We start from the raw sequence: 13,899 nt of genomic DNA, 5'->3' as shown, positions 1-13,899 counted from the left end.
AGGGGATTATTATCTTGACCATGGTCCAAACGGCTACGGGTAATCCCTCAATTTCGGATGCGGCGACGGAAGTCGCCGGCGGCGGCTCCTTTGTGGGGCGCGCGCGCCCGCGCGGCCTGGCCCACGGGCTGGTCGAAGACCTGGGCGAAAAAATTCGCAACCAGTCGCTGCGCCCGGGTGACAAGCTGCCCACCGAATCGGCCATCATGAAGTCGTTCGGCGTGAGCCGCACCGTGGTGCGCGAAGCGCTGTCGAAGCTGCAGGCCGCCGGACTGGTGGAAACGCATCACGGCGTCGGCACCTTCGTGCTGCAGCCACGCGCGGCGGGTATGTTCCGGCTCGATTCGACCGACATTGCCAACTCGGTCGACGTGCTGGCGGTGCTCGAGCTTCGCATCAGCCTCGAGACCGAATCCGCAGGGCTGGCCGCCTCGCGCCGCACGGAGGAGCACCTGCTGGCCATGCGCCAGGCGCTCGACGATTTCGAACGCAACGTGGCGGTGGCAGGGGACACGGTGGCGCCGGACTTCCGCTTTCACTTGCAGATCGCCCAAGCCACGGGCAATCCGTACTTCGCGGACATCATGAGCCACCTTGGCACCACGATCATTCCGCGCACGCGCATCACCGCCATTCGCAACTATGACCGGCGCGGCGAGTACCTGAGCCGCGTGAACCGCGAGCACGAAGAGATCTACGCAGCGATTGCGCGCCGCGATCCTGAATCGGCCCGCGCGGCCATGCGCATCCACCTGACCAACAGCCGCGAGCGGTTGCGCGTGGCGCAGGAAGCGGCCCAGCAGACGGCCGCCACCACACCGCCGACGTCGTCCTGAGCGAAATTTCCAGCAATACGCTGGACAATCGTTGTTTGTAGTTGTACGATGACTGACAACACAAACCAGCTGGAGACTTGAATGAGTTTGAAAAGACGCGATCTGATGCTCGGCGCCCTCGGCGGCGGTGTACTTGCAGCCAGCGGCGCTGCGCATGCAGCCGACAACTGGCCATCGAAGCCGATTCGTATTGTGGTGCCTTACCCGCCGGGCGGTTCGTCCGACATCATTGCCCGCTCCATCAGCCAGCCGCTCTCGGAAGCACTCGGCCAGCCGGTCATCGTCGAGAACAAGCCGGGCGCCAACGGCAACCTCGGTGCCGACTACGTCGCCAAGTCCAAGCCCGATGGCTACACGCTGCTGCTGTGCGACGTGGGCGCGCTCGCCATCAGCCCCTCTGTCTACACCAAGCTGCCGTTCGATCCCTCGAAGGACCTGCGTGGCGTGACCATGCTGGCTTATTCGCCGCACTTGCTCGTGGTGCACCCGTCGGTGCAGGCCAACAGCCTGAAAGAGCTGATTGCGCTGTCGAAAAAGTCGGACATCAATTTTGCCGTGACCGCCACGGGCAGCGCGCCGCACCTTGCCGGCGTGGCGCTCGAGCGTGCCAGCGGCGCGCGCTGGCAGTACGTGCCCTACAAGGGCGGCGTGCAGGCGGTGCAAGACACCGTGGCAGGCCAGACCCAGATCCTGATGAACGGCATGCTCGCCACCCTGCCGCACGTGCAGAGCGGCAAGCTCAAGGTGCTCGGTGTTTCCAAGTCGACGCGCATGCCGCTCATCGGCGAAGTGCCCACGATTGCGGAGCAGGGCGTGTCCGGCTTCGAGTCCGGCACGTGGCAGGGCGTGCGGGTTGCCAAGGGCACTCCGGACGCCATCGTGCAGCGCCTGAACAAGGAGTTGATCACCGTCATCCGCTCGGCCGACATCCGCTCGCGCCTCGCAGGGCAGGGCGCCGAGGTCGTGACCATGGCGCCGGCCGAGGAAGAGCAGTTCTTCGGCAAGGAGCGCGTGCGCTGGGCCAAGGTGGTTGCCGACGCCGGCATCAAACTCGACTGATCGCGCTGCGAGCGCGGCACCTTTTTTCTTTGATCTTTTCTTCCATCCTCACGTTTTCTTCATTCCTATGAACCCGCAAGAACTCAAGACCATCATGGGCTCCGGCCTGCTCTCGTTCCCGTTGACCGACTTCGACGCGAACGGGGACTTCAACAAGAGCAGCTACGAGAAGCGTCTCGAGTGGCTTGCTCCCTACGGCGCAAGCGCGCTGTTCGCGGCCGGCGGCACGGGTGAGTTCTTCTCGCTGACGGGCGACGAGTACCCCGGCATCATCAAGACCGCGGTCGACACCTGCCGCGGCGTGGTGCCGATCATCGCGGGCGCCGGCGGCCCGACCCGCTTTGCCATCCAGTGCGCGCAAGAGGCCGAGAAGGCCGGCGCCCACGGCATCCTGCTGCTGCCGCACTACCTGACCGAAGCCGGCCAGGAAGGCCTGGCCGCGCACGTCGAGGCGGTTTGCAAGAGCGTGAAGTTCGGCGTGATCGTCTACAACCGCGCCACCAGCCGCCTCAAGCCCGACACGCTGGCCGGCCTGGCCGAGCGCAACCCGAACCTCGTCGGTTTCAAGGACGGCATCGGCGACATCGAAGCCATGGTTGCCATCTACCAGAAGATGGGCGATCGCTTTGCCTACCTGGGCGGCTTGCCCACGGCCGAGGTGTATGCCGCGGCCTACAAGGCCATGGGCACGCCGGTGTATTCGTCGGCTGTCTTCAACTTCATTCCGAAGACCGCCGTGCAGTTCTACGAAGCCGTGCGCGACGACGACATGGCCACCCAGCATCGCCTGCTGAAGAACTTCTTCATGCCGTACCTGGAGCTGCGCAACCGCACGCCCGGCTACGCAGTGAGCATCGTCAAGGCCGGCGCCAAGATCGTCGGCCACGACGCAGGCCCGGTGCGCGCACCGCTCACCGACTTGAAGCCCGCCGAGATGGAGCAACTGAAGGCGCTCATCGACGCGCTCGGCCCGCAGTAAGCAGAACGAACAGCCGAATCAATCAACAACAACAACGGAGACAACGACATATGTTCATCAAGAAGCTTTTTCTGGCCGCCGCATCGGCCATGGTGTTCACGGGCTGCGCGATGATGCCCGCGGGCGGCGGCGCATCGGCGGAGCCGGCGGTGGCCGCGGCCGCCGAGCGGCTGCGCGTGGCAATGATCGATCCGACCCCGGCCGCCCTTGGCGCGCTGGTGGCCGACGACCTGAGCTACGGCCATTCGGGCGGCCGGGTCGACACCAAGGACAGCTTCATCGGTGACCTGGTTGCCGGCAAGTCGGACTTCGTCAGCATCACCATCACCGAGCAGACCATCAAGGTGGTCGGAGGCGATACGGCCATCGTGCGCCACACGCTGGCGGCCGATACACTGGATTCGGGCAAGCCCGGCAAGGTGGCGCTGAAGATCCTCGGCATCTGGAAGAAGCAGGGCAACGACTGGAAGTTGCTGGCCCGCCAAGCCGTGCGCATCTAGCATTCGCTCTCCACCAGGTTTCGCGCAAATGACAAATCCAGCTTCCATCTCTTCCGTTTCCGGCGCGCCTGTGGTCACCGGCATGCGCGTGGTGCCCGTCGCGGGCCACGACAGCATGCTGATGAACCTGAGCGGTGCGCACGGGCCGTTCTTCACGCGCAACCTGCTGATCCTGACCGACAGCGCCGGCAACACCGGCGTTGGCGAAGTGCCGGGCGGCGAGAAGATCCGCCAGACGCTCGAAGACGCGCGCGGCCTCATCGTGGGCCAGCCCATCGGCAAGTACAACGCCGTGCTCAACAGCATGCGCAGCGCCTTCGCCAACCGCGACAGCGCGGGCCGCGGGCAGCAGACCTTCGACTTGCGCGTGACCATTCATGCGGTCACCGCCGTCGAGGCGGCGCTGCTCGACCTGCTGGGCCAGCACCTCGGAGTGCCGGTGGCCGCACTGCTTGGCGAAGGCCAGCAGCGCGACGCGGTGCAGATGCTCGGCTACCTGTTCTACGTGGGCGACCGCAAGAAGACCGACCTGCCGTACGAGAGCGACCCCGGCGCCGACAACGACTGGTTCCGCCTGCGCCACGAAGAAGCGATGACGCCCGAAGCCATCGTGCACTTGGCCGAGGCCACGCATGCGCGCTACGGCTTTACCGACTTCAAGCTCAAGGGCGGCGTGCTGCGCGGCGAAGAAGAGGTGGAGGCCATTCGCGCGCTGCACGAGCGCTTTCCGCAAGCGCGCGTCACGCTCGACCCCAACGGCGGCTGGCTGCTGCAAGACGCCATTCGCCTCTGCCGCGACTTGCACGGCGTCATGGCCTATGCGGAAGACCCGTGCGGTGCCGAAGGCGTGTTTTCAGGCCGTGAGGTCATGGCCGAGTTCCGCCGTGCCACCGGCCTGCCGACCGCCACCAACATGGTGGCGACCGACTGGCGCGAGATGGTGCACAGCCTCTCGCTGCAGTCGGTGGACATTCCGTTGGCCGACCCGCACTTCTGGACCCTGCAGGGCTCCGTGCGCGTCGCGCAGCTGTGCCAGGCCTGGGGCCTGACCTGGGGCTCGCATTCGAACAACCACTTCGATGTGTCGCTTGCCATGTTCACGCACGTGGCGGCGGCCGCGCCGGGCAAGGTCACGGCCATCGACACGCACTGGATCTGGCAAGACGGCCAGCACCTGACCAAGGCGCCGCTGCAGATCGAGGGCGGCTTCGTGAAGGTGCCGACTCGCGGCGGGCTTGGCGTCGAGCTCGACATGGACGAGGTCGAGAAGGCGCATCAGCTCTACCTGAAGCACGGGCTGGGTGCGCGCAACGATGCGCAGGCCATGCAATACCTGATCCCCGGGTGGACTTTCGACAATAAAAAACCATGTCTGGTCCGCTGAAGGTTTAGTCTCCCGTTTCCATTTCCGCAGCCGGACACCCAGTGCCCGGCTTCTTTCTTTTCATCGAGCAGCAAGGAAAACACATGCAAAACTTCGACAACCTGATCGGCGGCGAATGGCGCGCGGGCAGCAGCTACAGCCCGAACGTGAACCCCAGCAACCTGGCCGACGTGCTGGGCCAGTACACCCAGGGCGATGCCTCGCACGTGGAAGCCGCCGTGGCCGCAGCCACCGCCGCTTTCCCCGCCTGGGCCACCGGGAGCGTGCAGGCACGCTCCGACGCGCTGGACAAGATCGGCACCGAAATCCTCGCGCGCAAGGAAGAGCTCGGCACGCTGCTCGCCCGTGAAGAGGGCAAGACCAAGGCCGAAGGCATCGGCGAAGCCACCCGTGCCGGCCAGATCTTCAAGTTCTTCGCCGGCGAATGCCTGCGCCTGTCGGGCGAGGTGCTGCCCTCGGTGCGCCCCAACATCGGCGTGGAAATCACGCGCGAGCCCGTCGGCGTGGTCGGCCTCATCACCCCCTGGAACTTCCCCATCGCCATTCCGGCCTGGAAGATCGCCCCGGCCCTGGCTTTCGGCAACTGCGTGGTGCTGAAGCCCGCCGACCTGGTGCCCGGCAGTGCCTGGGCCCTGTCCGAAATCATCCACCGCTCTGGCATTCCCGCGGGCGTGTTCAACCTGGTGATGGGCCGCGGCAGCGTCATCGGCAACGCGCTCGTCAACCACCCGGGCATCCATGCCATCAGCTTCACCGGCTCGGTGGGCGTGGGCCGCAACATCGCCATCCAGTGCGTGACCAACCACAAGAAGGTGCAGCTGGAGATGGGCGGCAAGAACCCGCAAGTCATCCTGGACGACGCCGACCTGGCCCAGGCCGTGGAGCTGAGTGTGCAAAGCGCCTTCTATTCCACCGGCCAGCGTTGCACGGCTTCCAGCCGCCTGATCGTCACCGAAGGCATCTACCCCAAGTTCATCGAGGCGATGAAGGCCCGCATGGCCAAGATCAAGGTGGGCGATGCGCTGGCGCAGGGCACCGACATCGGCCCCGTCTCGTCCAAGTCGCAGCTCGACCAGGACATGGAATACGTGGCCATCGGCAAGGGCGAAGGCGCCACGCTGGCCGCCGGCGGCGAGCTGCTCAAGCTGGAGACCGACGGCTACTACATGTCGCCCACGCTGTTCAGCGAAACGGCGGCCGCCATGCGCATCAACAAGGAAGAAATCTTCGGCCCGGTGGCGAGCGTGATCCGCGTCAAGAACTACGAAGAAGCGCTGGCCACGGCCAACGACACGGAGTTTGGCCTTTCTGCAGGCATTGCGACCACGAGCCTGAAGTACGCCACGCACTTCAAGCGCCACAGCCAGGCCGGCATGGTGATGGTGAACCTGCCCACCGCGGGCGTGGACTACCACGTGCCGTTCGGCGGCCGCAAGGGCTCGAGCTACGGCCCGCGCGAGCAGGGCAAGTACGCGCAGGAGTTCTTCACCACGGTGAAGACGGCCTACACGCTGGCTTGATGCTCTCCCGGCCACCCGCCTTCAAAGCGGGTGGCCGCTGCGCGCCATGGAGCGCCGCAGCCCCAGTGCAAGCAGCACACCGCTCGCGCCCGCCAGTGCGACGATGACGGCCGCCGCCGCCCAGCCCATCGAATCCACCGCACCACCGACGATCACGGGGCCGATCATCTGGCCCAGATTGCTGCCCAGCATGAGCAAGCCCATCGACATGGGTACCAGCCGCGCATTCGGTGACACGATGGGAGAGGTGCCGATCAGCGTTGCAGGGAGCAGGCCGCCCGCGCCCGAAAAAGCCAGGCACAGCAAGAACGCCGGCACCGCACCGAGCACCGGCAGGAAGATGCCGATGGCCGAGAGCCCCATCAACGCGCTGGCCACAGCCGCCAGCAGCCAGCGCGCCACGCCGCGTTTCAGCAGCACGCCGGCTGCAAGATTGCCCGCCACATTGACGCAGCAGGCCACCGCGCTCAGCGACCCTGCCGCCGCCATGCCTACGCCCATGCGCTCGATCAGCAGCACCGGCAGAAAGCTGAAGAGCGCGAAGAACTGCAGGCTGTAGATCACGAACGAGGCCGCAATCAGCGCCGGCGCGCCGGCCTTGGCGGTGGCGGCCGCATCGCGCGCCATGCTGTGCCATGACACCGGCGCGGCACTGGCGGCACCACGCGAAACGCCAAGCAGCAGCAACAGCGCGAGCAGGGCCGCAAGCGCGGCATTGCCCAGCCAGAAGCCGCGCCAACCGTCGAGCAGCGAGCCGCTGAAGAGCGCAATCGCAATGCCGGCGGGCATGAAGCAGCTCCAGATTGCAAAGGCCAGGTCCTTGCCGCCGGGCGAGACCATGCGTTGCAGCACCGACGGTCCGGCAATGGTGATCAGCACGAAGCCCAAGCCCTCGACAACGCGGCCGGCCAGCAGCATGGCCATGCCGTTTGCCAACGCGCCCGCCGTGCTGCCGGCGGCAATGGCCAGCAGCCCGGCGAGCACCAGGCGCCTGTCGCCGGCGCGTGCGACCCAGGCGCCGACCGGCACGGCGCCGGCCACGCCCAGCAGCGAGAACATCGCCATCAGCCAGCCGACCATTGAGAGGTCGAGCCCGAAATCGGCGCGCAGCTGCGGCACCGCAATGGCGACCTTGCCGACCTGGAGAGAGGCCACCACACCGGCGGCCACCACCAGCGCCACGCCGCGCCAGTGCGTTGAAGAAGACGAGAGGGGGAGGGCGGCGGGCGAGGCGCCGGCCATTTCGAATTGCTTCTGCATGCCGCCACTTTGCGGCGAATGCATGATCAATGAAAGCGAATAATATCGGCCAAGTCAATCGATTGAGAAGATCATGCTGGACATCCTCACGCTGAGTCAGATGCAGATGTTCGTCGCCGTGGCCGACGCCGGGAGCTTTCGCGCGGGCGCCGCGCGGCTGGACCGCGTGCAGTCGGCCGTGAGCCATGCCATTGCAAATCTTGAAGAGCAGCTGCAGGTGCGGCTCTTCGATCGCTCGGGCCACAAGCCGGTGCTCACGCCCACGGGCAAGGCGCTGCTTGGCGACGTGAGGGTCATCCTGTCGAAGGTCGAGGCGCTGCGCTCGCGTGCGCAGGGGGTCGAGCAAGGCATCGAGCTGGGCCTGGCGATAGCGGTCGACACGCTTTTTCCGCCCGATCTCCTGGCCAGCGCGCTGCGCGGCATGCATGCGGTCTACCCGAGCATCGCCATCCGCGTGGAATACAGCTCGATGGGCGGCACCATCGATGCATTGAGTTCGGGCCGGTGCGATCTGGCCATTGCGGCCTTCGGCCATGCCGAAGAAAAAATCAGCCGCGAGTTCCTGATGGTGCTGCATACGCTGGCGGTTGCGGCGCCTTCCCATGCGCTGGCCGTCCATGCGCGGCAACGCGGCGCCAAAGGCCTGGACACCGCCGCGGCGGAGCACGTGCAGATCGTGGTGGAAGACCCGAGCACGCTCAGCCGGGGCTACGACATCGACGTGCTTTCGCCTTCGACCTGGCGCGTGACCGACATGTACGCCAAGCTTGCGCTGCTGCGCGCCGGCCTGGGGTGGGGAAAGATGCCCTCATGGCTCGTGGCGGACGACCTGGCCGCCAGAACGCTGGTGCAATTGCCGGTAAGCCGCATCGGTCCTGAAGGCGCAACCAGCCAGCAGTGCCACTTTTGCCACCGTGCCGACAAGACACAGGGCGCAGGCGCCGCGCTGCTGCGCGAATGCCTCATGGCGGAAGCGAAAGCGGCGGCGCCCGGCGGCGGCGGCGCATCAGCATTTCCACGAGCTCGAAAATCCCCTCGCTCAGCAGTGCCAGCGCCGCGGCCGGCAGCGCCCCGGCCAAGAGCAGCTCGCGGTCGTTGAGCGCGAGACCGGTCACGATGCGCTCGCCGAAGCCGCCCGCGCCGATGAACGCCGCAATGGTCGCCGTGCCGATGGAAATGGCCGTGGCTGTTCGAATGCCCGCCAGCAGCGTCGGCAATGCAAGCGGCAGCAGCACCAGCCGCAGACTCTGCGGCGGCGTCATGCCAAGCGCGGTGCCCGCCATGCGCAGGCCGTTCGGCACTTCGGCAAGGCCCGTTACCGTGTTGCGCATGATCGGCAGCAACGAATAGAGCGTGAGCGCAATCAACGCCGGCAATGCACCGATGGCGCCGAGCAGTGAAATGAGCACCGCGAGCAATGCGAGCGACGGCACGGTCTGCAAGATGCTCGCAATACCGAGCACCGCCGCGCGCAGCCGCACATGCGAAAACACCAGGATCGCGAGCGGCACGCCGATCAGGATCGCCACGCCCACCGAGACTGCCACCAGCACCAGGTGCTGCCTCGTGAGCTGCCAGAGGTCGGGCCCGAACAGCTTGGCGGTGAAGCCGCGCTTGGCTTCGCTTGCCTGGGCCTTGCCGCCGGTGCCCGTGCCGGCCAGGAAGTCGCGCGCAATCGCATCGAAGGGCACGCTCTGCAGCTCGGCGCGCGCATTCATCGCGATCATCGCGCGCTCGTCGATGCGGCCTTCGAGCGCCTGCAGCGCGGCCCACGCCTTGGGCAGCCGCGTGGGCAGGTCGAGGCGATAGAGCAGCACGGCGTCGTAGCGCGGAAAGTACTTCTTGTCGTCTTCGAGCACGCGCAGGCCGAGGTGGTCGATCTTGGCATCGGTGGTGTAGATGTCGATCGCATCGATCTGCTTCGCGGCCACGGCTTCGTAGGCCAGGCCGTGGTCGAGTCCGGTCGGCGTCTGGGTGAAGCCGTAGCGCGCGGCAAGGCCCTTCCAGCCGTCGGCGCGGCCGATGAACTCGTTCGACAGGCCGAGCTTGAGCTCGGGGTGGCGCGCCAGGTCGCTCAGCGTGCGCAGGCCCAGCCGTTCGGCATCGGCCGCGCGCACCGCGAGCGCATAGCCGTCGTTGAAGCCCAGCGGAACGGCCACGCCCAGGCCCAGCGGTGCCAGCGCGGCATTCATGGCTTCGCGCGTGTCGGCCGGCGAGCCCTTCAGGATTTCCAAAGCAATGGTGCCGGTGTATTCGGCGTACACATCGATGGCACCCGAACGCAGCGCCTCGTAGACGATGGCGGTGTTGCCAAGGCCCTGGCGCACCACGGGCGGCGATGCGGTGTGCGGCGCCGCCGTCTGCGCCAGCAGCTCGGCAAGGATGTACGACTCCGTGAAGCGCTTGGAGCCGACGCGCAGCGTGCCGTCGGCCGGCTGCGCCGATGCGGTGGCGCCGAGCCAGGCCATGACGAACAAGAGCCAGGTGGTGCGCAGGATGCGGTGGGGCAGGTGCATCGGGGGCCAGTGTATAGAGATCGAGGGCCGTCGGGTGCACCCGCCAATCTCCTACAAACCTTGGTGCGGGCAACCGATGCTTTGTAGAAGCGGACTCATCCATATTGGCTGCCATGAACAAGAAAACCCATCTCCTGCCCGGCCCTGACGTTCACGGCCTGCGCGAACTCCCGGGGCTGCGGGTGGAGGGCTACAGCCTGCAGCTGCGCGACAAGGACGGCTTTGTGGGCGATCAGGCCAGCCAGACCGCGTTCAGGGAACTGCTCGAGCGCTGGCGCAAGCGCCGCCGCAAGGCCGGCACCGACCCGCTCGGCAAGGAACACTCGCGCGACCTCAGCAAGAAGCAGCTCGACCGCATGCTGCAGAAGACCTCGGCCGCCGGCGACCTGATGCACGGTGCCATCGAGGAATTTGCCGAGGAGCTGGCCTTCGTGATCCAGCGCTTCACCCGGCAGCCTTCATGGAAGAAGGTCGAGCGCATCGTGGTGGGCGGCGGCTTCATCGAAAGCGACGTGGGCGAGCGCGCCATTCTGCAGACGGCAGCCATTCTTGAAGACATGGGCGTGCACGTTCAGCTCGGCCGGCTGTCGCACGATGTGGACGATGGCGGCCTGATCGGCTGGGTGCACCTGACTCCGCGCGCCATGCTGAAGAAGCACGACGCCATCCTGGCGGTGGACATCGGCGGCACCAACGTGCGCTGCGGCATCGTGAAGACGCGCCAGAGCAAGGCCTCGGACCTCTCGCTCGCCAAGGTGGTGAAGCGGGAGAAGTGGCGCCATGCGGACGACGGGCCGAACCGCACCGACATGGTCGAGCGCATCGCGCTCATGCTCGAAGACATGGTTCGCTATTGCGAGCGCAAGGACATCCGCCTCGCGCCCTTCATCGGCATTGCGTGCCCCGGCCTCATCCGCAAGGACGGTTCGATCGAGCGCGGAACGCAGAACCTGCCGGGGGATTGGCAGAGCCGCGCGTTCCACCTGCCCAGCGCGCTGTGGCGGCGCATGCCGATGATCGGCTCCGGCCCCACGCTCATCCTGATGCACAACGACGCAGTGGTGCAGGGCTTGAGCGAACTGCCTTTCATGCGGGATGTGTGCCACTGGGGCGTGCTGACCATCGGCACCGGCCTTGGCAACGCGAGCTTCACCAATACCTTCTAGCCCGGTGCGCCCGGTGCACTCGAAGTGGGCGGAACATTGCCGCCGAGGGCCTTGTACACGGCCACCAGCCCCACCGCCAACCGACTCGTGCTTTGCGCCTGGTCGCGCCGTGCCTGCAGCAGCGTGCGGCGGGCGTCGAGCTCGACGCCGAAATCCGTGAGCCCGTTGGCATAGCGCGCATGGGCCAGCGTGAGCGCGTCGCGGCTGTGGCGCTCGCGCTCGGCCAGCTCGGCGTGGCGCTGGCGTTCGGCGGCATAGGCATTCAGCGCGGAATCGATCTCGTGCCACGCCTTGAGCACGGTCTGCTGAAAGGCCACGGCCGCCTCCTGCTGCTGCAGTTCGCGCAGCGTGACTGTGCTCCGGCGCCGGCCGTTGTCGAAGATGGGCAGGCTGATCGACGGGCCGAGGTGCCACTGCCGGCTGCCCCATTCGCCGAAACGTTCGCTGCCCACCGATTCGAAGCCGAAGCCTGCTCCCAGTGTCACGCGCGGGTAGAGGTCCGCCACGGCCACGCCGATGCGCGCGGTGGCGGCATGCAGCTGCGCCTCCGCCGCGGCAATGTCGGGCCGGCGGCGCGCCAGGTCGGAAGGCAGGCCGAGGGCGAGCTCGGGCAGCGGCGGTGCCTCGGGCATGTCGCTTGCGCGGCCGGCCTCCGGCGCCGCAAGCTCGGCGTTCAGCGTACCGGGCATGGCGCCGGTCAGCAGCGTGATCTGGTTCATCGCCTGCGCCTCCTGCTGCAGCAGCGCCGGAACGCGCGCCTTCAGTTCGGCCAGTTGCGTGCGCTGCCGCGTCGGATCCAGGTCGGTGACCAGGCCGCCATTCGCACGCGCCTGCACCAGTTCGAGCGATTCGGCGGCGGCTTCGATGTCGGCGCGCGCCAGGCGCAACTCGCGCTGTGCACCGCGCAGTTCGAAGTAGTTGCGTGCCACCTCGGCCTGCACGCTCAGCTGCACCTGGCGCAGCAGCGCCGCCGATGCGCCCGTGTCCGCATCGGCGGCTTCGATGCTGCGGCGCACGCGGCCCCACAGGTCGATTTCCCACGACGCATCGAAGCCCGCCTGGTAGAGGTTGTAGGGCTCGCTGAGCGTGCGAATCAACTGGTCGCGGTTGGACACCGACGAGCCCAGTGCGTCGATCATCCGCGTGGCGGCACCGGTCTCGCTTTGCCGCTGTCGGTTGACACCGCCGCTGGCATTGAGTTGGGGGCCCTGCTGCGCGGCCGCCGCCGTGCGCTGCACGCGGCTTTGCGCGAAGCGCAGGGCGGCGGTCTGCAGGTCGTGGTTGGCCGCGAGCGCAAGCGCCTGCAGGCGGTCGAGCAGCGGATCATTGAAGGCTTTCCAGTCGCCGGACGCAACGGCCGTGGGCGCTGCATTCCGCTCGGCACCGAGGAGCGCTGGCGAGCCGCCGTGCCATGCGGACCAATCCGCCGGCGCCTGCGCCTGCGCGGGCCGGTGGTCGGGCCCCACGGCGCACCCCGCAAGAAGAAGCGCGATCGCGGAACAGGAGAAAGAAAAGAAGAGGGTTCGTGGTGCGGACATGCAAGGCTCCCGGGTTCAGGCCAGGCGATGGCGAAACAGCCAGGCTGCCAGCGGCAGCGTGACAAGGGCGATGATCGAAAGCGGAATCAGGTTGTGCCACACGGTGGCGAGGCCCACGCCCTCCAGGTACACGCGCTGCACCAGGTCGATTGCAAAGCGCAGCGGGTTGGCCATGGTGATCACCTGCAGCACGTGCGGCATGTTGCGCACCGGCGTGGTCAGGCCCGACAGCAGCATCATCGGCATCAGCAGCACGAAGGTGTAGAGCATGGCCTGCTGCATGTTGGCCGACACCGCCGAGATCGACAAGCCGATGCCCACGCTGGCCACGGTGAAGAAGACCAGCCCGGTATAGAGCGTGGCCAGCGAGCCCGCCATCGGAATGCCGAACCAGAACAGCGCCACCAGCAGAATGAGCGTCGACTGCGCAAGGCCGACCAGCACCGGCGGCAGCGCCTTGCCGATCATGATTTCGAGGGGCGACATCGGCGTGACCAGCAGCTGGTCGAAGGTGCCTTGCTCACGCTCGCGTGCCACCGAAAGCGCGGTGAGCAGCAGCGTCTGCAGCATGCTGAGCGCGGCGATCAGGCCGGGCAGCAGGTTCCACCGCGTCTCGAGGTTCGGGTTGAACCAAGCGCGCGATTCGATGGTGAGCGGGGCCATTCGCGCGCCGGCACGCGTGCGCAACTCGGCGTTGTAGCGCTCGACCACCGAGCCCACATAGCCGGCCGCCGAACCCGCGGTGTTCGAGTTGCGCGCATCCAATATCAGCTGGATGGCCGCGGGCTGGCCGGCGCTCAGCCGCTGCTCGAAGTCGGGTGCGATCTGGATCACCATCAGCGCCTTTTCGGTGTCGATCACCTCGCGGATATCGGCCTGCGTGCGCAGCGTGGCCACGCGATGAAAAACGCCGGTGCTGTCCAGGTGCGCAATCAGCTCCGTCGAGGCACCCGTGCGGCTCTGGTCGAGCAGCGCATAGGGCACGTTCGAAAGGTCGTACGTGGCGCCGTACCCGAAGATGAGGCTTTGCATGATGGCCGGAACGAACAGGATCACGCGGCTTGCCGGATCCTTGAGGATCGCGAGCAGCTCCTTGCGGCAGAGGTTGGCGATGCGCAGCAGAAAATCGGTCATGGGGCGC

At 66.9% G+C, this 13,899-nt stretch carries 11 protein-coding genes and 1 pseudogene; 8 read left to right on the top strand and 4 right to left on the bottom strand.

Features of this window, described 5'->3' with window-relative positions:
- The first annotated feature begins 20 nt into the window (after positions 1-20).
- The 6 genes from V9L20_RS02010 (at position 21) to V9L20_RS01985 (ending at position 6,278) form a co-directional block, all read left to right on the top strand.
- On the top strand, positions 21-836 hold the full coding sequence (locus V9L20_RS02010; protein WP_337295669.1) for a FadR/GntR family transcriptional regulator: 816 nt from the start codon (positions 21-23) through the stop codon (positions 834-836).
- Between the two features lie 81 nt (positions 837-917).
- A complete protein-coding gene (locus tag V9L20_RS02005; RefSeq protein WP_337295286.1) occupies positions 918-1,895 on the top strand; it encodes a Bug family tripartite tricarboxylate transporter substrate binding protein in 978 nt (325 codons plus the stop codon).
- Between the two features lie 67 nt (positions 1,896-1,962).
- Positions 1,963-2,874 carry a 5-dehydro-4-deoxyglucarate dehydratase gene (gene kdgD, locus V9L20_RS02000; protein WP_337295285.1) on the top strand — a complete coding sequence of 304 codons (912 nt, stop codon included), beginning with the start codon at positions 1,963-1,965 and terminating at the stop codon, positions 2,872-2,874.
- A gap of 50 nt (positions 2,875-2,924) precedes the next feature.
- Entirely contained in the window at positions 2,925-3,374 is a 450-nt protein-coding gene (locus V9L20_RS01995; RefSeq protein ID WP_337295284.1) for a nuclear transport factor 2 family protein, read from the top strand.
- A gap of 28 nt (positions 3,375-3,402) precedes the next feature.
- Positions 3,403-4,758 carry a glucarate dehydratase gene (gudD, locus tag V9L20_RS01990; RefSeq protein ID WP_337295283.1) on the top strand — a complete coding sequence of 452 codons (1,356 nt, stop codon included), beginning with the start codon at positions 3,403-3,405 and terminating at the stop codon, positions 4,756-4,758.
- A gap of 83 nt (positions 4,759-4,841) precedes the next feature.
- Positions 4,842-6,278, top strand: a complete 1,437-nt coding sequence (locus V9L20_RS01985) for an aldehyde dehydrogenase family protein (protein ID WP_337295282.1) — start codon at positions 4,842-4,844, stop codon at positions 6,276-6,278.
- A 21-nt stretch (positions 6,279-6,299) separates the two neighbouring features.
- Here V9L20_RS01985 and V9L20_RS01980 read toward each other — a convergent pair whose 3' ends face one another.
- Entirely contained in the window at positions 6,300-7,538 is a 1,239-nt protein-coding gene (locus V9L20_RS01980) for an MFS transporter (RefSeq protein ID WP_337295281.1), read from the bottom strand.
- A 73-nt stretch (positions 7,539-7,611) separates the two neighbouring features.
- Between V9L20_RS01980 and V9L20_RS01975 the strand changes: the two are divergent.
- Positions 7,612-8,451, top strand: a pseudogene (locus V9L20_RS01975) (LysR family transcriptional regulator); the annotation flags it as partial.
- A 49-nt stretch (positions 8,452-8,500) separates the two neighbouring features.
- Here V9L20_RS01975 and V9L20_RS01970 read toward each other — a convergent pair.
- The gene (locus V9L20_RS01970) at positions 8,501-10,054 is read right to left on the bottom strand and encodes an ABC transporter permease/substrate-binding protein (RefSeq protein WP_443098531.1); all 1,554 of its coding nucleotides are present in this window, start codon (positions 10,052-10,054) and stop codon (positions 8,501-8,503) included.
- A 113-nt stretch (positions 10,055-10,167) separates the two neighbouring features.
- On the opposite strand from V9L20_RS01970, the gene V9L20_RS01965 reads away from it, so the two are divergent.
- Entirely contained in the window at positions 10,168-11,220 is a 1,053-nt protein-coding gene (locus tag V9L20_RS01965) for an ROK family protein (RefSeq protein ID WP_337295280.1), read from the top strand.
- Here V9L20_RS01965 and V9L20_RS01960 read toward each other — a convergent pair.
- Together V9L20_RS01960 and V9L20_RS01955 are read right to left on the bottom strand one after the other, a co-directional pair.
- On the bottom strand, positions 11,217-12,758 hold the full coding sequence (locus V9L20_RS01960; RefSeq protein WP_337295279.1) for an efflux transporter outer membrane subunit: 1,542 nt from the start codon (positions 12,756-12,758) through the stop codon (positions 11,217-11,219). The genes V9L20_RS01965 and V9L20_RS01960 overlap by 4 nt on opposite strands.
- Before the next feature lie 15 nt (positions 12,759-12,773).
- On the bottom strand, positions 12,774-13,892 hold the full coding sequence (locus tag V9L20_RS01955) for an ABC transporter permease (protein ID WP_337295278.1): 1,119 nt from the start codon (positions 13,890-13,892) through the stop codon (positions 12,774-12,776).
- Between the last annotated feature and the right edge of the window lie 7 nt (positions 13,893-13,899).

It is taken from the genome of Variovorax sp. CCNWLW225, from assembly GCF_037204045.1.
Lineage (GTDB): Bacteria > Pseudomonadota > Gammaproteobacteria > Burkholderiales > Burkholderiaceae_C > Variovorax.
Note: the sequence above shows the minus strand (reverse complement) of the source record. Positions and strands in the feature narration are given on the sequence as shown.